General features: G+C 36.8%; 17 protein-coding genes and 1 riboswitch. Of the genes, 6 read left to right on the forward strand and 11 right to left on the reverse strand.

Features of this window, described 5'->3' with window-relative positions:
• Window positions 1-192 precede the first annotated feature (192 nt).
• The 3 genes from FXW34_RS08345 to cax all read right to left on the reverse strand — a co-directional run bounded on the left by FXW34_RS08345 (window position 193) and on the right by cax (window position 3,010).
• Window positions 193-381 (reverse strand): SE1561 family protein, encoded by a 189-nt coding sequence (locus FXW34_RS08345; protein ID WP_147533517.1) that lies wholly within the window; start codon window positions 379-381, stop codon window positions 193-195.
• A gap of 580 nt (window positions 382-961) precedes the next feature.
• Window positions 962-1,792, reverse strand: coding sequence for a YfkD famly protein (locus FXW34_RS08350; protein ID WP_147533518.1), 831 nt, complete (start codon window positions 1,790-1,792; stop codon window positions 962-964).
• Between the two features lie 162 nt (window positions 1,793-1,954).
• Window positions 1,955-3,010, reverse strand: coding sequence for a calcium/proton exchanger (gene cax / locus FXW34_RS08355; RefSeq protein ID WP_147533519.1), 1,056 nt, complete (start codon window positions 3,008-3,010; stop codon window positions 1,955-1,957).
• Between the two features lie 117 nt (window positions 3,011-3,127).
• Between cax and FXW34_RS08360 the strand changes: the two genes are divergently transcribed.
• The gene (locus FXW34_RS08360; RefSeq protein WP_342780688.1) at window positions 3,128-4,351 is read left to right on the forward strand and encodes an MFS transporter; all 1,224 of its coding nucleotides are present in this window, start codon (window positions 3,128-3,130) and stop codon (window positions 4,349-4,351) included.
• Window positions 4,352-4,504: 153 nt separating this feature from the next.
• Here FXW34_RS08360 and FXW34_RS08365 read toward each other — a convergent pair whose 3' ends face one another.
• From FXW34_RS08365 to FXW34_RS08380, 4 genes are all read right to left on the reverse strand, one after another.
• On the reverse strand, window positions 4,505-6,034 hold the full coding sequence (locus FXW34_RS08365) for a processed acidic surface protein (RefSeq protein ID WP_187118885.1): 1,530 nt from the start codon (window positions 6,032-6,034) through the stop codon (window positions 4,505-4,507).
• Between the two features lie 358 nt (window positions 6,035-6,392).
• Entirely contained in the window at window positions 6,393-7,214 is an 822-nt protein-coding gene (locus FXW34_RS08370) for a YihY/virulence factor BrkB family protein (protein ID WP_147533522.1), read from the reverse strand.
• A gap of 36 nt (window positions 7,215-7,250) precedes the next feature.
• A complete protein-coding gene (locus FXW34_RS08375; RefSeq protein WP_147533523.1) occupies window positions 7,251-7,610 on the reverse strand; it encodes a YtxH domain-containing protein in 360 nt (119 codons plus the stop codon).
• A 15-nt stretch (window positions 7,611-7,625) separates the two neighbouring features.
• Window positions 7,626-8,093 (reverse strand): low molecular weight protein-tyrosine-phosphatase, encoded by a 468-nt coding sequence (locus FXW34_RS08380; protein ID WP_147533524.1) that lies wholly within the window; start codon window positions 8,091-8,093, stop codon window positions 7,626-7,628.
• Between the two features lie 141 nt (window positions 8,094-8,234).
• Here FXW34_RS08380 and FXW34_RS08385 point away from each other — a divergent pair, with 141 nt between their 5' ends.
• Complete coding sequence (locus FXW34_RS08385; RefSeq protein WP_147533525.1) at window positions 8,235-8,456, forward strand: DUF1128 domain-containing protein; 222 nt, start codon at window positions 8,235-8,237, stop codon at window positions 8,454-8,456.
• Between the two features lie 143 nt (window positions 8,457-8,599).
• Here FXW34_RS08385 and map read toward each other — a convergent pair whose 3' ends face one another.
• On the reverse strand, window positions 8,600-9,346 hold the full coding sequence (map, locus tag FXW34_RS08390) for a type I methionyl aminopeptidase (RefSeq protein ID WP_147533526.1): 747 nt from the start codon (window positions 9,344-9,346) through the stop codon (window positions 8,600-8,602).
• Between the two features lie 234 nt (window positions 9,347-9,580).
• Between map and FXW34_RS08395 the strand changes: the two genes are divergently transcribed.
• Window positions 9,581-9,904, forward strand: a complete 324-nt coding sequence (locus FXW34_RS08395; protein ID WP_147533527.1) for a helix-turn-helix domain-containing protein — start codon at window positions 9,581-9,583, stop codon at window positions 9,902-9,904.
• An 80-nt stretch (window positions 9,905-9,984) separates the two neighbouring features.
• Here FXW34_RS08395 and FXW34_RS08400 read toward each other — a convergent pair whose 3' ends face one another.
• Window positions 9,985-10,113, reverse strand: a complete 129-nt coding sequence (locus tag FXW34_RS08400; protein WP_147533528.1) for an anti-repressor SinI family protein — start codon at window positions 10,111-10,113, stop codon at window positions 9,985-9,987.
• Window positions 10,114-10,134: 21 nt separating this feature from the next.
• A riboswitch (cyclic di-GMP riboswitch) is annotated at window positions 10,135-10,233 on the reverse strand.
• A 743-nt stretch (window positions 10,234-10,976) separates the two neighbouring features.
• On the opposite strand from FXW34_RS08400, the gene FXW34_RS22865 reads away from it, so the two are divergent.
• On the forward strand, window positions 10,977-11,141 hold the full coding sequence (locus tag FXW34_RS22865) for a hypothetical protein (RefSeq protein WP_187118886.1): 165 nt from the start codon (window positions 10,977-10,979) through the stop codon (window positions 11,139-11,141).
• Between the two features lie 43 nt (window positions 11,142-11,184).
• Here the strand turns inward: FXW34_RS22865 and FXW34_RS08405 are convergent, their stop codons facing one another.
• Window positions 11,185-13,377, reverse strand: a complete 2,193-nt coding sequence (locus tag FXW34_RS08405) for a DNA topoisomerase III (protein WP_147533529.1) — start codon at window positions 13,375-13,377, stop codon at window positions 11,185-11,187.
• Window positions 13,378-13,510: 133 nt separating this feature from the next.
• On the opposite strand from FXW34_RS08405, the gene FXW34_RS08410 reads away from it, so the two are divergent.
• Window positions 13,511-14,794 carry an MDR family MFS transporter gene (locus tag FXW34_RS08410; RefSeq protein WP_147533530.1) on the forward strand — a complete coding sequence of 428 codons (1,284 nt, stop codon included), beginning with the start codon at window positions 13,511-13,513 and terminating at the stop codon, window positions 14,792-14,794.
• 511 nt (window positions 14,795-15,305) lie between these two features.
• Here the strand turns inward: FXW34_RS08410 and FXW34_RS08415 are convergent.
• Entirely contained in the window at window positions 15,306-15,539 is a 234-nt protein-coding gene (locus tag FXW34_RS08415) for a hypothetical protein (protein ID WP_147533531.1), read from the reverse strand.
• A 108-nt stretch (window positions 15,540-15,647) separates the two neighbouring features.
• Between FXW34_RS08415 and FXW34_RS08420 the strand changes: the two genes are divergently transcribed.
• On the forward strand, window positions 15,648-18,050 hold the full coding sequence (locus tag FXW34_RS08420; RefSeq protein WP_147533532.1) for a Na+/H+ antiporter subunit A: 2,403 nt from the start codon (window positions 15,648-15,650) through the stop codon (window positions 18,048-18,050).
• Window positions 18,051-18,061: the final 11 nt, after the last annotated feature.

An 18,061-nucleotide genomic window follows, 5' to 3' on the forward strand; every position in this document is an offset into this window, starting at 1 on the left:
GTTTTTTCGATAATTAGAATATTTTATTATTTCTCACGACTCCTATTATACTCTGAACACGAATAGATGAAAAGTATCACGATTTGGTGAACATTGTCAGAAAAGCAGAAAAAGGCTGAATATCAGCCTAATGGACTTGAGCAAGACACTATCTTCATGATTGAATAAAAAAATAGCCAGTCTGTGACTTGGCTATTCCTGTTCTCGATTATTAAATTCGCGGCATTTAGATTCGAGCTCATCAATAAATGAAATGAGACGGTCGATATCTTCTAATTCAGTATCCTCTGGATCAATAGCGTCAAGGACATCTAAAAACATGTTCAAACGATGCTTTAAAAAATCGACTTGCTTTTCTTTATCATGGACTTTGCTACCCAAAACGTTCTCCCCCTTCTATTATCGATACCATCCTACCGAAAATAACGGATATAAGCAATGATTTATTGTATTATCCCCTAAATTCGATGGTGATACAACGATGATATGGTATGTGATGTAAGCCAAATACAATAAGTCCATTCATTTAGGCTATTTTTTTGATGTAGTTTTATTATTAAGTAGTCAATACCACTCATTGACTACTTGGTTTGATTGCACCACTTAATTCTAAGTAGTCAATATCCCCCATTGACTACTTGGTTTGATTACAACACTTAATTCTAAGTAGCCAATAACCCTCATTGACTACTTGGTTTGATGGCATCACTTAATTCTAAGTAGCCAATTACACTCATTGACTACTTGGTTTGATTGCAACTCTTAATTCTAAGTAGCCAATAACCCTCATTGACTACTTGGTTTGATCACAACACTTAATTCTAAGTAGCCAATTACCCTCATTGACTACTTGGTTCGGGTTTGACCCCTTGAATTGTAAGTACCCAATAAGCTGCTTCATTTCCCCTAGACCTAGAACACTCAACTCAATCTAAAGAAAAAACGCCACAAAGGGCGTTTTTTAACGTGGGCGCTCTGCTGCTGCAAAGCTAAATGAAACATGATCTTGGATTGGAATCCATGCCCCAACCCCTTGTGATGTCACATTCTTAATGACAATGACTTTTTTATTTCCTTTTAACATTAAATACACTTCACCATAGGTCACTTTTCCTTTTTCATTCACAGCTGGGGCGAAGCTGTACAAGTAACCAAGCCGTTTTGGCGGGATGTTATAGATTTGCTCATTTTTTGTACCCTGACCAATTACTGTTTCAAATGCTAATGGAAGGTTTGTTTTTTCCATCGCCTTTAATAGCATCATTTTCTTAACATCCTCGGAGTTCGGAATCTTCGTTGTTAAACCACCACGAATGAGCTTTTGAGCTTCCTGTACGTAGTGAATTTGATAGGGCTGGTTGCCACCTCGGTTATCGTAGTAGTTTGTATTGATTTTTTGATATTCCCAATTTGGCGCTGTTTCAGAAGACTCATAATTAAGCGGCCATTGCCCAAGGTATATGACTGCACGATAGCCTAACGCAAATGGTGTGCTATTAATTGTGGATTCATTCAGCATGCGAATTAAATCTGGATTCTCGATTTTTATCTTCGTTGATTCTAGAAGCCTTTCTGTTAGTTCACTTGGCTGAAGCCTAGGCATATCCTGGGCAGGATTAGGATATGTATTCTCTTTCGCGATGTTTTTCACTGAATTTGGCACATGGTATTTTGCTACTTTTTCAACTTTCGGTTGAGCTGATTTTTCTTTAGCTTTTTCTGCAAAGGTGGAAGGTAAGAATGAAAGCATGACGAAACAGCAAATCGTCATAATGGTTAAGATTTTTCTCATGGTGACAAACTCCTTTCATTTCCTAGAAGCGCTAATACTAGTTTTTTCGGAGTCCACAAAAATTATCCATTGAAACCAAAAATTTAAACTCAGTGAACTTGATTACTTTGAACAACAAAAAAAGCCCCGCATAACGAAATACGGAACTTTTCCAAAAAACACTTATAATAGATAAAAACCGATACCCATAATCAAATAGGCACCTAACAATGTCAAGCCTTCAAACCAGTTTGTTTCACCGTCATTTGAAATAGCAATCATCAACAATACTGACGAAACCATTGCTACAAGCTCTGGCAAAGTGAACACAAGCGGCATTTGAGTAGGAAAAAATAGAGAAACAAGCATCAGCACTGGGGCGACAAACATCGCCACCTGCAATGTTGAACCAACTGCAATTTCAACCGCAATATCCATTTTATTTTTATAAGCCATGATAATAGCTGAAGCATGCTCGGCAGCGTTACCCACTATCGCAACGATAATGACCCCGATAAAGAGCTCAGTCCAACCAAAGGAATGGGCTACTGCTTCAAAGGTATGAACGAGATTTTCTGAAACATACGCAACGGCAACGGTTGCCAATGCTAAAATTGTAATCGCCTTTCCTTTGCTCCATTCTGGTTCTTCCTCATGATGCTCTTCTCGTTCATTATGCTGATAAACCCCGCGGTGTGTAACGAGCTTGAAAAACAATGCAGCCAAATAAAGAGCAATAAGAATCACAGAAATCCCGATACTTAAATTAATTGTTTTTGTATCATTCATTTCCATTGAAAATACTTCTGGAATGACGAAAGCTACAAATACCGCAAACATTAATAATCCGGAATTATGTCTCGCATCATATACATTGAATTTTTGACGCTTAAATTTTATTCCGCCAATAAAGAACGATAATCCAGCAACAAGCAATAAGTTCCCTAGCACGGATCCTGTTAAAGATGCTAAAACGACTCCAATAAGCCCTGCCTTTAAGGCAAAGATTGAAATAATTAACTCGACCGCATTACCGAATGTCGCGTTAAGTAAACCACCGATTCGAGGTCCAGTAACAATTGCTAAGCTTTCTGTGGCTCTCCCCATAAAACTTGCTAACGCGATGATTGTTAAGCAATAAATAATAAAAAGCATAATACTAGGCCAATGCATCAGCGTCCCCACAACTGAAAGTGGTACACCGATTACGGTCATTAAGAAAAAGATCTTATTTACCATTTTAACTTCTCCTTCTTTCAATATAGGAAATAATTTCCTCACCAATAAAGAGATTACACTATTTTTTTCGTGGAGGGAATATCCATAACAATTTTTCTTGCAAAGTCTATTATTTCCATTTACCATCAAAATCAAGAAGTAAATTATGGAGATATAATAATGATAAATATTAATTCACAAGTACGCTTTTGGATTCTCGTTGGCATTGTTGCCATCTCTGGGTATTCGCAAGGGATGTTACTGCCGCTGATTGCAATCATTTTCGAAGAGGATGGACTTTCTTCCTCATTAAACGGTTTCCATGCAACAGCCCTATATATTGGCGTTTTGCTTGTTTCCCCATTCATGGAGGGTGTTTTACGAAAGGTCGGCTATAAACCAATTATTTTGACAGGTGGCATAGCCGTTGTGCTTTCAATTGCTTTGTTTCCAATTTGGAAGTCGTTTTGGTTTTGGTTTGTTTTACGTTTAATTATCGGAATTGGCGATCACATGCTCCATTTTGGAACACAGACCTGGATCACTTATCTTTCCCCAGCAAACAAACGAGGACGCAATCTGTCTTTATATGGTTTGTTTTTTGGATTAGGCTTTGCAGCTGGCCCATATATGACGAGACTCGTTCATGTAAATGAAGCTTTGCCGTTTATTGTTGCCTCACTTGTGAGCCTTGCCGGGTGGTTAACCGTTTGGTTATTGAAAAATGAGTTTCCTGAAAAAACTACGGAGAAGGACTCTTTTTTCAGCACCTTCAAGCGGTTCAACCAAGTTTTTAAATATGCCTGGGTCGCCTTCCTTCCGCCATTTGGCTATGGTTTTTTAGAAGCATCCTTAAATGGTAACTTCCCAGTTTATGCACTCAGAAATGGGATTGATGTTAGTGGCGTTTCAATTATATTGCCATCGTTTGCAATTGGTGGGATTATTTTTCAACTACCACTAGGAATGCTAAGTGACTACTTCGGCCGCAAGCATGTTTTAACGACGATTATGCTGCTCGGTTTCGTCAGTTTTACTAGTGCTGGACTCCTGCAGGATTCAGTGATTGGCCTTACGATTAGCTTTTTTATAGCCGGTATGCTCGTCGGCTCAACCTTTTCGCTTGGAATCAGCTATATGGCTGATTTATTGCCACGTGAACTACTACCGGCTGGTAATCTTATGTGCGGGATTTTTTACAGCATCGGAAGTATTTCTGGTCCTTTTATTGGCGGATTAGCAATTCAATTTTTACCAGAAGGCAGTTTTTTCTATTGTTTAAGCCTAATGCTCCTGTTTATTTTTATTGCTTTGACCCTCTTCAGAGTAGAACACACCACTGAAGCAAAAGCGTCGGGATAAATTTTAAGAACAATTTTTAAATAAAAATAACCCGTATTGCTACTTCTTATACTTCCTAAACACGTAAAACGAGAAATACACTTTTCTATACAAAAAGGAAGTATATGATATTTAGCAAACGGGTTATTTTCCTACCTAATAATTATTCAATTACTAAGCTTGCTTTCTATATTGCTTGCGTAATAAAATGAATCCTGTCATAGCTAGGCCGAAACCAAATATTATGCCATTTCCGTTATTTCCCGCAGTATCCGGCAATCTTTCTCCTCCTGCAGTTTGCACTTGCTGAGAACTAGTTTGACTCGCTTGAACTTGCACTTCACTTTTAATATTATCCGTGTTATTTACGTTTTCATTTACAACTTCAGTTTCTTCTTCATTAGGTTCTTCTTGATTTTCATTCTCATCATCATTAGGCTGTTCATTTGGCTCTACACCGCCTAAAAACTCTGCAGGAACAGTAATATCTGCAAGTAGCATTCCATCTAGATTATATAATTCGATTCCTAAATCATATCCATTGGTCGTTATCATTGTAAGCATTTCTTGATCAGAAACAGTAATTCTTTCAGTTCCTTTGATTAGAAAATACTTAGCTTGTAATTGATACAAGTTCATCATCTCTTGGAACGAGCTGACAAGAATTGTCTTTTGTTCTTCCGTCAGATCAGAAGGGCTTTCAAGATCACCTAATTCTAACAGTCTATTTTCCAATTCAGACATTTTCTCTATAAATGCCGGATCCGTCATGTCAATGCTTAAGAAATGCTTAACAATATTCTTGAGTTCATTTTTATCAAGCCCAATCCCTAGCTCTTCTAAAAATTCATCAGATTCTTCGATAGACATATACATAGCGACGGAAAAATAAAGCTCGTCGATGGTTTGATAACTTTCCAAAGAATCTTCATATTGCAATAATAAAGCTGATAACTCTTCAAAGGTTAGCTCAAAAACTTCAATTAAATCCTGAAGATTTTTGTCAGTTACCGGTACGCCATACTCCAATAGTTTAATTTCTAGATCATCAATTTTGCTATATTGTTCAAGAGAATCATTTTGATCTATTAAAATACTATTTAATTGTTCAAGTGTAAGACCATAATTTTCAAGCATGATATTAAGTGTTTGCTCAGTGATTGGCACTCCGTATTGAAGTAGCATCGTCTCAATATCTTCGATAAACTCATAATCTTCTAATGTATCATTATTACTGACGAAAATTTGATTTAATTCTTCGAGGGTTAATCCATATGTATCAACAAGCTCCTGCAAATTTTCATCTGTTTTCGGAATGATAGGAAGGCTGTAGATTGTACTTTCTAAAGCATCAACGTAAAGAAACGTCGTTTGAAGGTCTTGACCCTCTTCTAGTTTCTGATTTTTGATTAGTAAGGACATCAATTCTTCTTCATTTAAAAAATTATTATCTTCCAATAATTGTTGAAGGTTTTCATCGGAAATCTTTTCTCCTAAAAACTCATCTAATTCGGCAATGGTTTCAAAATCTTCAGGTGTCAGCCCCCAATAATAATCTGATAAATGAGCGGACAACTGTTCTTCAGTTAAACCTTCACTCTCCAAAAAACTAGCAAGGTCTTCATTTGATAAAGCAAAACTTACAGACGGCGAAACTCCTAGCAGTAAAACGCAAGTTAGCAATAAATAATAAAATCGCCTCATCATATTCCTCCGAAAAAGTATTTAAATGCATAAATATCATATAAAATTCCTACCCTTTTGAATAGATACACCCATCGAAATATTATATAAATATAAATAGTTCTGAATAATTTAGACACAAATAAAGGGAAGTGCTAAACGCACTTCCCTTTAATAAATTAGTGATAACCATTTGAACCGTTTGCTGAACCTGATGTTTTTTGTTTCGGACTGTTTTTCTTCCCTTTTTGCTTTGTACTTCCATCTTTTTTAGTATGCTTAGTCATCTTAATCCCTCCATATTTAAGCTTCAAATTTCCCCTTCCTTATTTTGAAACGGAAGCAGAAATTTACTAGAGGTAAGTTAAGGTAAAGAAGACTAACAATTGCTTTTTTTCATAGTATAATACGCATTTATTTCTCCTCCTAAAATAATCACAAATCCCGATAAATAAAACCAAATCATCAGTACGATGATTGCGCCAATACTTCCATACGTTGCGGAATAGTTGGCAAAATTGCCAACATAATAGGAAAAAGCCAGTGAAGTTAGCACCCAGCCTATTGTTGCAAAAGCTGCACCAGGTATTGCGCTTAAGCAGCTGATTTTTTTATTAGGAGCAATCCAATACAGCCCCATAAAAACAATAAATAAGAACAGTGAGCTAAATAGCCATCTTAGCGCATTCCAAACCTTTAAAAATTGTTCTGATAGACCAAATTCAGTAAACAGGAACAGACCAATTTGTCGTCCAAACACTGGAAATAATAGCGCTACTACAATTACCGCAATCATTCCAATCGTTAGCATAATGGCAATTCCACGTTCAACCACAAAGGTTCTATTTTCGACCACATCATACGCCTTGTTAAAGGCACTGACAATTGCGTGTATTCCGTTGGAAGCTGACCATAGAGTTGCAATCACCCCAAATGACAACAGCTTCCCGTTTTTATCCATTACATCCTTTAAGCTTGTCTCGATTAACTCCATCGTTTCACCTGGAGCATAATCCTTAATAAAACTTAGCAAATATTCCTGCGACATTGAAAAATATGGAAGCAGTGTCACTAAAAAAATTAACATCGGAAACAAGGAAAGTAAGAAAAAGTAAGCCAATTGTGCGGCCAGGCCGGAGATATCATCTCTTCCAATCCTTACCCATAAATGCTTGATGATGGATGTATTGATGGACCCCATTTGAATCACCTTTTCTTGTATGTAATAGTTCTTTTGTTACTTCAGTGGATCTTGCTCCGTTTCAGTATATGTATCTTTGTTATCTAAAAATACATCCTTTGTCTCTTTTACAACATTAACAACATAAGGAGTAGCTTCGGTTATTTCCTCAACCTTTTCTTTAATAAAATATAGATCATCGCTTACCTGTGCAACTGTTTGCCGTACCTGTTCTGAGGTAGTCTTCACCTTGTCTACTACTTCAGATGGATTTTTTATCACATACACCACTTTTTTGGTAGCTGTTTTACAATTCGTTGTAACAGCTTGTCTCGTTGGTTTATCAAGCAAACTTAATGCCCCGCCTGCCAAAGCTCCTAACAATACACCCTTCCAAAAATTCCTTGCCTCACCCATATTATTTTCCACCTTTCAAAGCTCTATTTTTATTTTTTGAAGTAGCTGTTCACAGCCCTGTTTGACTAATTGATAAACCTCATCAAAATTTCCTGTATAATAAGGATCTGGTACATCCTTTCCTCTATGTTCATCAGTTAAATCAAGGAGTTTAAGGATATTAGATTGATTCTGCTCCGAACCACTTAATCTGATAATATCCATTTCATTATTACGATCCATTGCAATAATATAATCAAATTTGGAAAGGTCATCACAATTAATTTGACGTGCTACTATACCTTCTGCACTAATCTGATTTTTACTTAATACTTCCCTTGTACCTTGATGTGGTGGATGACCAACATGCCAATCCCCAGTCCCGGCAGAATCGATGATTATTTTATCTTTCAAGCCTTCCCTTTTAACAAGGTCTCGAAACACTGCTTCGGCCATCGGAGAGCGGCAAATATTCCCCAAGCAAACAAATAATACATGAATCATACTTCTTCCTCCTTTTTCTATATTTTCCTCATATCAGCATGAAGTTTCAAGTGAATTTCTCCTGTATTGTATGTGTTTTCGTTGACTTTCCGTTTTGAACATGAAAAGATGTGAATATTACACTGTGAAAGGATGACTTGTGTGAATTTATCGCAAAAATCTGTAGAAAACGTGGAATTTATGATTGAAAAAATAAAAGAAAAATTAAAAGTAATGAATTTTGGCGCCATCAAGCCTTCGCATTTTGATGAAGAAATGTATGAGGAGTTAAAGGATATTTATAACCTGGTGATGAAAAAGGACTCATTCAGCATCAGCGAAATGCAAGCAATTGTAGAAGAGCTAGGCAGTTTACGAAAATAACAGAATTTGAAAAGTGTACTAAGTGGTAAGCTTATGCAAGTAGCTTTCCTTTCTGTGCTAATTTGCCTTTTGGTGATTATAAGTCAAAAAAATCCCTTCAAGTATCGAAATCTTGAAGGGATTTGATTTTTTCCGCAAACTTATTACTGCTCCGTTAATATGACTGGACCATCCTTCGTAATGGCAATTGTGTGCTCGTATTGCGCTGAGTTCTTACCGTCAATCGTTCGAGCTGTCCAACCATTGTTATCCATCTTTGATTCATAGCTTCCAACATTAATCATAGGCTCGATTGTGAAAACCATACCTTCTTTGATGCGCGCTCCCTTACCAGGAAGTCCGAAATGCGGGACATCCGGCTTTTCGTGAATTACCGCGCCGATACCGTGACCAATAAAGTTTCGGACAACAGAAAATCCCTCGCCTTCCGCATACACTTGGATTGCATGCCCAATATCTCCAATTCGATTACCTGGTTGCGCCTGTTCAATTCCTTTATAAAGTGCTTCCTTGGTCACCAATAACAGTTTTTTATTTTTCTCAGATAGTTTCCCAACTCCGTAGGACCATGCCGAATCTGCAAGGGGACCATTGTAATTAACCACCATATCGATCGTTACAATATCTCCATCCTTCAGAGGCTGTTTACGTGGAAAGCCATGACAAATTTCATCATTTATACTGGCACAAGTGGCATATTCGTATCCCCGATAGCCCTTTTGCTCAGGTGTTGCGCCCCTTTCTTTAAGGAACTTTTCAACAAATTCATTTAACTCCCATGTTGTTACGCCTGGCTTCACAAGTTTGGCTAGCTCTTTATGGCATGCAGCAAGGATTTCTCCTGCCTTCTTCATTCCAGCGATTTCCCGTTCTGATTTTAATACAATCATTTAATCACTTCCTTCTCTCCCACTATAAAGAATACAAACTTTATACTCATAAAATAGTATCCAATTCATACCATATATTATAACATGCTTGCACTTAGCGAATTATCCCCTATTTAATTAAGCCATTATTCCTAAAAATATGTTATTTCAAAAAAATTTACCGTTCGTTGTATGGAACATTTCCCAGACCTTTGGTATAATGTGATTATATATTAATAAGGTGTGTGAAGCTTAATGATAGGAGATCGTGTAAAAAGGCTTCGTCAAGAAAAGAAAATGTCATTGACAGAACTTGCTGACCAGGCTGGCGTTGCGAAATCATATTTAAGTTCTCTCGAACGGAATCTGCAATCAAACCCTTCGATTCAATTTCTAGAAAAAATCGCAACTGTACTTGGCGTTTCTGTAGACTATTTCATCTTAGAAAGGCCAAACACAGAACAACTCGATAGTGATTGGGTTGATTTAGTAAAAGAGGCTATGGGCTCTGGGGTTACAAAGGAACAATTTCGTGAGTATCTAGAGTTTAATAAATGGAAAATAAATCAAAACAAATAAAAAGAGGCGTAGGCCTCTTTTTCATTTTAGAATTGTGCTAACATCAATTCCCTATTATGTATTACAATCTCCGCAATACATTAACCAACTTTTTTCTCTTGTAAAAATAAGCGAATTTCTTCCTTATCGATTCCCAGGTCTAGTGCTTCCAAAATTAGTTGAACCCATTCGATATCCAACTCTTCAATTGATTTCAAATGTGTAGTCAATTTTGATCCTCCATTTATTATGTAGGAAGTCCAGCCATCTTAGTACATACTTTCTACATTGACGACCTTAGATCTGTGACTTTGCGTCCCTATTTTTCAATAGGTTTGCCTTTATCTAACTTTCTAGTTTTTTCTATTTTACATTGTTTTAGGTGAAAAATGTACACAATTTTGTCAAATGTGTAAAAAATATTCTTACAATTTATGACACCATCATAATAAATTAGGCCTAATTTTTAAAAATAATACGAATAATTTCTACAAAAAATGGCTATATTAACCTATGTAAAAATAATCGAATAGTTGGTTGATTTCTTGTCGAAACTTATTTTTAAATCTTGTGAACTTTTTGTGTCTATTTTCAGAAAATTCCGATAAAATTATATTAACGACAACATAATACTATTAGCACTGTATTTATATCGAGGAGTGATGTTCATGACTTTTTGGCATGTAGTTAACGTTGTTTTCCCTGTCGCTGCGATGGTTGGTTTCGGTTATTTTCTGGATCATGTTACAAAACCAGATGTATCTACAGAAGAAAGCCAAGATTAATCAAATGAAAGAAATACGGTGTTTAAACGGACATGAATCCTTCATGGCCGTTTTATTTTGTAAGCGCATACAATTGGAGGCAGAAAAATGATGCTCCTGGGGGGGAAGCATCATTTAGGTGTTATATAAGTTAATATTCTAATGGGGGTTTGTGAACCTTTGAACAATTTGATTATATAACGACTACTCCTTTTTGTCTGTGAAAAAATTGTGAAATATTTCACATTAAATCCTTCATTCTTCCTCTTCTCACATGAAATAATCACACTTTGGGCATGATACATCACAGAACGAAAGGAGTGGTAGTAATGGGCCGAGGGCAAAACTTTGACCATAAGAAAAAAAATCATCCCGGAGACTTTCCGAAAAACAGCCAAACTGAAAAACAATCTAGAGAAAGAATTGGTGATGAGGAATTAATTGTTACCCAGGAAGCCTTCAAAAATCGCGTTGGCGGTGAGGAAAATACTTAAACGTTTAGAGGATGACTCACATGTAAGTCATCCTCTTGATTTACTATTTTAATTTTAAGTTTTTCAAAGCATCAGCCAAAGCCGTATTGATAGGCTCTTCTTGTTTGTTTTGTTGTTTTAAATATTTCTGTACAGTTCGTTTATCAACTTTACCGCCAGCATCCTTCTTCCGGCGTTCTTGGAATGAAGACATTTTTTCGCGGTAACCACATTTACAAGTGAAGATTTGTCCATCACCTTCCCCACGTAGCTCCAGCTTTTTATGGCATTGTGGACAGCGTGCATTTGTAACGCGAGCGACATTTTTTCGATGTCCACATTCACGGTCCTGACAAACCAACATTTTCCCCTTCTTCCCATTTACTTCAAGCAAAGGCTTTCCGCATTCAGGGCAGGATTTTGTGGAAATATTATCATGCTTATATTTTTTATTACTAGCTTTAATCTCAGCAACAATTTCTTTAGTGTAGCCTTTCATTTCCCCAATGAAAATTTCCTTCTTTAACTTTCCTTTAGCAATAGCCTCTAGCTTTTGTTCCCACTGTGCTGTTAAAGTTGGGGATTTTAAATCTTCAGGGACAAGCTCCAATAGTTGTTTTCCTTTTGATGTTAAATATATATCTTTGCCTCGCTTTTCAATTAAAAAAGAATTAAACAGCTTTTCAATAATATCCGCCCGTGTTGCCACTGTGCCTAATCCACCAGTTGATTTTAATGTTTCCGCGAGCTTTTTATCATGAGTTTCCATATATTTGGTTGGGTTCTCCATTGCCGAAAGCAATGTTGCTTCATTAAAATGCGCAGGAGGTTTTGTTTGACCAGATGTTTGGACGATTAAATTGATATTTAATTGATCGCCTCTTTCGATCCGCGGTAGGATTTGTTCCTTCACCTCGTCAATCGCCTCCTCCTCTTCAAAGCGATTTTCATATACCTCTTTCCAGCCGCTTGTTAAAATTGTTTTCCCTCTAGCAATGAAGCTCTCATCACCAATTTTTGCATGAAGTGTTAATTGCTCGTACTCAAAAGCAGGGAATAGTACAGCTAAAAAGCGCTTTACTACTAAGTCATAAATTTTTCGTTCTTTATCTGTGAAAGCCGAATAGTTTACATAGCCTTCCGTTGGAATAATGGCATGATGATCCGATACTTTACTATCATCAACAAATGCCTTTGAAGCCTTTATTGGCTTATTTAGTACTTTATGTGCGAGCTGGCGATATTCACCTACCCCACACGCTTTCAAGCGTTCTGGAATCGTACCAACGATGTCAGAAGAAATATAGCGTGAATCCGTACGCGGATAGGTTAGTACCTTATGTTGTTCATACAGCTTTTGCATAATGTTCAGCGTTTCCTTAGCAGAATAACCAAAGATTTTATTCGCATCACGTTGCAATTCAGTTAAGTCATAAAGACCTGGTGCAAAGGACTTCTTCGTTTTTTTGTCAATTTCCGTAACAAGAGCAGCTTTATTTTTACCTATTGTATTTATGATTGCTGCGATTTTCTCTTGATCAAAACTACTGCGGTTTCCTTTTGAGTCATGCCAAGTCAGCTTTAAATTATTTGCTGTTTGAGCTTCAATGCCGTAAAAATCTTTAGCCTTGAAGTTTTTGATTTCAGCTTCACGGGCTGCAATCATGGCAACAGTAGGTGTTTGTACCCGACCACAGTTTAGTTGGGCATTAAATCTAGTTGTTAAGGCACGTGTAGCATTGAGTCCGATATACCAGTCCGCCTCTGAACGTGCTACAGCTGAATGGAATAAGTTTTCATATTCTTTTCCATTTTTTAACTTTTGAAATCCTTCTTTAATTGCTTTGTCGGTAACTGAGGATATCCAAAGTCGTTTTATCGGTTTATTGACTTTTGCTTTCGCAATAATCCATCGGGCAACTAATTCGCCTTCACGTCCTGCATCAGTAGCAATAATGATTTCACTCACATCATTACGAACAAGTTGGGATTTAACTGCGTTATATTGTTTTCCAGACTGCCTAATGACTGTTAATTTCAATCTTTCTGGAAGCATTGGCAGGTCCTCTAATTTCCAGGACTTATATTTTTCATCATAGCTTTCTGGATCAGCAAGTGTAACCAAGTGCCCCAATGCCCACGTGACAATATACTTATCACCTTCCAAAAAGCCATTACCTTTTTTATTACAGTTCAATACTCGTGCAATATCACGAGCAACTGAAGGTTTCTCAGCAAGTACTACGCTTTTTTTCACTTTTTATAAACATCCTTTCGGAACAACATTTAATTTTTAATATATCATACAAATCAATATATTGCAGATTACCATGATAGCCGTTTCTTTTGTTTTACTGATATAATTATTTCCGGAGAAACGGTGGTGGAATATGAGACTGAGAGATTGGGATCGAAATTTAAAGGTCCGTTTATATGGGGAATCCTTGATGAACATTTCATTTTGGATGTTCTTTCCTTTTGTTACAATTTATTTTGCCGAAGAGTTTGGTAAGGATAAAGCCGGCTTTTTATTGATTTTTTCACAAATATTTTCGGTTTTTGCTAATTTACTTGGAGGCTATTGTGCCGATCGCTTTGGCCGCAAAAAGATGATGGTCCTCTCCGCAGGAGGCCAAGGCATTAGCTTCATGATATTTGGATTGGCTAACACAGATTGGCTTGATGCTGCTTGGATTAGCTTTGTCTGCTATACCTTTGTTGGCATTTTTAGTGCCTTTTATTGGCCTGCAAGTCAAGCGATGGTTGCTGATGTCGTCGAAGAAAAAGATCGAAATCACGTTTTTGCTATTTTTTATACATCTATAAATATCGCAGTTGTCATTGGGCCGTTAATAGGGGCCATTTTCTACCCAACATATCGGGTTCACTTAATGGTTATCGCTGGAGGAGCCTGCATCCTTTTAGGTTTCCTTTTAGCAAAATGGACTCGTGAAACAGCACCGAGGTTCAATGCTAAAGGTTTGGATGGCAATAAACATTGGTATTCTTTTATCGGAAGACAATTAAAGGAGTACTATATCATTCTAAAAGACAAAGTTTTTCTGCTATTTATTATTGGCGGGGTGTTGTTAGCGCAAACATTCATGCAGCTTGATTTATTAATCCCTGTGTATACAAAGGATAATGTGCAGGAACAAACTTTTATTTCCTTGAAAAATTGGACCTTTACGATTGAAGGGGAACAGGCCTTTGGCATTCTCTTATCAGAAAATGGCCTTTTGGTTGCCTTGTTAACCGTTTTAGTAACAAAATGGATGGGGAAATTTCACGAAAGAAATGTGTTTATTGGATCTTCGTTAATCTATGCAATTGCCATTTACCTTTTCGGACAAACAACATGGATTTGGGGGTTGGTGTTCGCTATCGGACTATTTACCCTTGGCGAGTTGATGACAGCTGGCTTACAGCAAACCTTTGTATCAAAGTTAGCCCCTGAGCATTTGCGAGGCCAATATTTTGCAGCAGCAAGCCTACGCTATACCATCGGTAAAACGATTGCGCCCATCTCTATCCCATTAACCGTATGGATAGGTTATGATTGGACGATTGGCTTGCTCAGTTTTTTAGCCATTTTAAGCGCAGTTATCTTTTGGTTGATGTTTGCAATTTTTGAAAAAGAGAAGCAATCTAAGCGACTGAAGGGGTCGGCATAAAAGGGGACATCTTAATTTTTTTCAAAATTAATATTAAGAAGCACTAAACTGTTCGTTATTAAAACCTTTTTATGTAGGACTATAATTAAAGTTCAGTGTTGATTTTCATATAGGTATGAGAATCTAAATAAGAGTAGAATTTCCCCTTATTGTATGTAAGGGGGGCTAAATGAGCTGAAATAAGGGTAGATTTTCCGCTTAACTACTCCCCAAAAGACAAAATCAATTGATTTTTATGAAAAAACTCCCGTTATTCTAAGGGAAATATGGGTCATTTCCAAAATAAGCGTAATTCCTCCGCTTATTTTCAAACACAAGGAAATCAACATTCGGATTTACAGACCTACAGGCAAAAAAAATTGCACTCAATGTGTGATCCACATTTATTTCAGGGTAGTTCTATAGTAAATAGGAATAAGAAAATCGAACTATTAGGAAATTCAAAGTAGAATTTCGCATGATAGTTCGGTTTTTTGTTTAGCTGAAATACTTTTGTCCCAGCCTCCTTTTTTCATTGTCTGGAATTTTGTTGAATTCGAATATATTCACGCGGCAAAAAATTAATTGTTATTTGGTCAAACATTGAACCTTGATTAATTTTTACATTTGATATATTCATGGTACCCTCTCGTCCCTCAGTAACCTGCATTTCCTCCGCGGTTCTCGCTTGCTTCTGATCTAAAAACCAACACCCCGAGAATAACAAAAGAAAAATCCCTAATGCAACGCCAATTTTCCTTTTCATTTTTTCACCACCCAAAATTAGGATGAGAAAAAAACGAACTAGGTATACTAAGGAAAATTGCCATTGAAACAATTGTTTTTGCAAAATGAGTAAGGAGGTTTTATCGTTTTGTCATTATTGCATGTAGCAATACTATCGCCATTAATTTTCACAATTGTCGTACCAATTGTGTATAAATTTTTTCGCAACGTACATACAGGTTGGTTTATTTTGCCACTGCCGGTCCTCTTAACTAGTTACTTTATAACATTTGTCTCTGTGACAAAAGACAATCGTTCAATCGGAGAGACACTATCATGGATCCCATCACTCGGTATTAATTTTACGGTGCGAGTTGATGGTCTTGGACTTTTATTTGCACTCCTCATTACAGGAATTGGTTCACTTGTTGTGCTTTACTCCATTTATTATTTAAATAAAAAAACAGAACAGTTAAACACCTTCTATATTTATCTTTTATTATTTATGGGCGCCATGCTTGGAGTTGTTCTTTCAGATAACTTAGTTGTTCTCTATATGTTTTGGGAATTAACCAGCTTTTCTTCCTTCTTTTTAATTGGTTATTGGTATAAACGGGACAAATCACGTTTTGGAGCGCAAAAATCAATGATCATCACCGTATTAGGTGGATTGTGTATGCTTGGAGGAATTATTCTCCTGTATTTGATGACAGGCACCTTTAGCATCTCAGAAAGCATGGAATTTTTTTATCCTAATTACGTCAAGGATTCGTACTTTATACCAGCTTTAATTTTCATATTATTAGGAGCTTTTACAAAGTCTGCTCAATTTCCTTTTCATATTTGGCTTCCTGACGCCATGGAAGCTCCAACACCAGTTAGCGCCTACCTACATTCCGCTACGATGGTCAAAGCAGGAATTTATTTAGTTGCTAGATTTACTCCTTTTTTTGGAGAACATCCATTATGGTTTTGGCTCGTTTCGGGCATAGGACTACTGACACTTTTCTGGGGCTCCTTTAATGCAGTAAGACAAACTGACTTAAAGGGAATCCTCGCATATTCAACGATTAGTCAGCTAGGAATGATCATGTCCTTACTTGGGGTAGGAGCTGCCGCTCTGAAATTTAGCGACACAAACGATAACTATTATCTCGTCGCTACAACTGCTGCAATTTTTCATTTAATTAATCATTCTACATTTAAAGGTAGTTTGTTTATGGTTGTCGGAATTGTCGACCATGAGACAGGTACACGGGATATTCGGAAACTAGGTGGTTTAATGACGTTCATGCCAATCACTTTCACCCTTTCAATCATTGGTGCCTTTTCAATGGCAGGTTTACCTCCATTTAATGGATTTTTAAGTAAAGAGATGTTCTTTACTGGCATGATTCGCATTCAAGATTTGCACCTTTATCATCTTCAGACATGGGGAATTTTATTTCCTAGCATTGCCTGGATTGCTAGTGTATTTACCTTTATCTATAGCATGGTTCTTGTGTTTAAAACGTTTACTGGAAAATACCAACCTGAAAAACTGGATAAGAAGCCACATGAGGCTCCAATCGGCATGCTCATATCGCCCATTGTATTAGCTTCCTTAGTCATCATTATTTTCTTCTTTCCAGACTTATTATCCGATTCAATAATTGCTCCAGCTATTTCAGTTATTTTGCCAAATTTACTTACCGAAACCGAAGCATTTCAGGTACATATTTCTGCATGGCACGGCTTTACGGTTGAACTATTCATGACAATAGGTGTTTTATTATTAGGCACTTTTCTCTTCCTTACCAGGGAAAAATGGAAACATGTCTATACAATCTTTCCTGACAGATTTTTCAGTACCGTTTATGATGAGACATTAAAAATTGCGCAAAATGGTTCAAAGAGACTAACAAAACTTTATATGAACGGCTCCATCCGTTCCTACCTACTCTATATTTTTGCCTTTTTTATTGCTATTTTGGCTGCAACAATGGTAGTAAAGGAAGGCTTTAAGCTAGAGTTAGATAATTTAGCGGAGATTGGAATTTGGGAAGTGATTCTTTCTATAATCATTGTCATCGGAAGCATCACCGCTCTATTTGTTAAATCTCGGATGACTTCAATTATTTTATTAGGTGCCGTCGGGTATACTGTGTCACTGTTTTATGTACTTTTCCGCGCTCCTGATCTGGCCTTAACACAACTTGTAATTGAAACAGTGTCCGTAGCTTTATTTTTACTTTGCTTTTACCATTTACCTAAAAAGAAGAATGAGGAAAGAATTCGTTTTAAAATACCAAATTTAGTGATTTCAATTGGTGTTGGAGTTATTGTCACACTGATAGCAATTTCGGCACATAGCACGAAACTCTATGATTCAATAGCTCATTATTATGTTGAAAATACCTATATCGAAGCGGCCGGAAAAAACATGGTTAACGTAATTCTTGTTGATTTTCGAGGATTTGATACGATGTTTGAAATTACTGTGCTTGCGATTGCGGCAATTGGTATCTTCACCATGATTAAGCTTCGCCTTTCGGGGAGGGAAGAACATTGAGCACACAAGAA

This window comes from Bacillus marasmi, from assembly GCF_902168435.1.
In the GTDB taxonomy this organism is placed as follows: Bacteria; Bacillota; Bacilli; order Bacillales; family Cytobacillaceae; genus Bacillus_BU; species Bacillus_BU marasmi.

Bases quoted from the DNA above. Each gene is read 5' to 3' on its own strand.
- FXW34_RS08375 (WP_147533523.1), bottom strand. From the start codon at position 7,610: ATGGGTGAGGCAAGGAATTTTTGGAAGGGTGTATTGTTAGGAGCTTTG.
- FXW34_RS08415 (WP_147533531.1), bottom strand. From the start codon at position 15,539: ATGAAAAGGAAAATTGGCGTTGCATTAGGGATTTTTCTTTTGTTATTC.
- FXW34_RS22865 (WP_187118886.1), top strand. From the start codon at position 10,977: ATGGGCCGAGGGCAAAACTTTGACCATAAGAAAAAAAATCATCCCGGA.
- FXW34_RS08365 (WP_187118885.1), bottom strand. From the start codon at position 6,034: ATGAGGCGATTTTATTATTTATTGCTAACTTGCGTTTTACTGCTAGGA.
- FXW34_RS08350 (WP_147533518.1), bottom strand. From the start codon at position 1,792: ATGAGAAAAATCTTAACCATTATGACGATTTGCTGTTTCGTCATGCTT.
- FXW34_RS08395 (WP_147533527.1), top strand. From the start codon at position 9,581: ATGATAGGAGATCGTGTAAAAAGGCTTCGTCAAGAAAAGAAAATGTCA.
- FXW34_RS08370 (WP_147533522.1), bottom strand. From the start codon at position 7,214: ATGGGGTCCATCAATACATCCATCATCAAGCATTTATGGGTAAGGATT.
- map (WP_147533526.1), bottom strand. From the start codon at position 9,346: ATGATTGTATTAAAATCAGAACGGGAAATCGCTGGAATGAAGAAGGCA.
- cax (WP_147533519.1), bottom strand. From the start codon at position 3,010: ATGGTAAATAAGATCTTTTTCTTAATGACCGTAATCGGTGTACCACTT.
- FXW34_RS08380 (WP_147533524.1), bottom strand. From the start codon at position 8,093: ATGATTCATGTATTATTTGTTTGCTTGGGGAATATTTGCCGCTCTCCG.
- FXW34_RS08410 (WP_147533530.1), top strand. From the start codon at position 13,511: ATGAGACTGAGAGATTGGGATCGAAATTTAAAGGTCCGTTTATATGGG.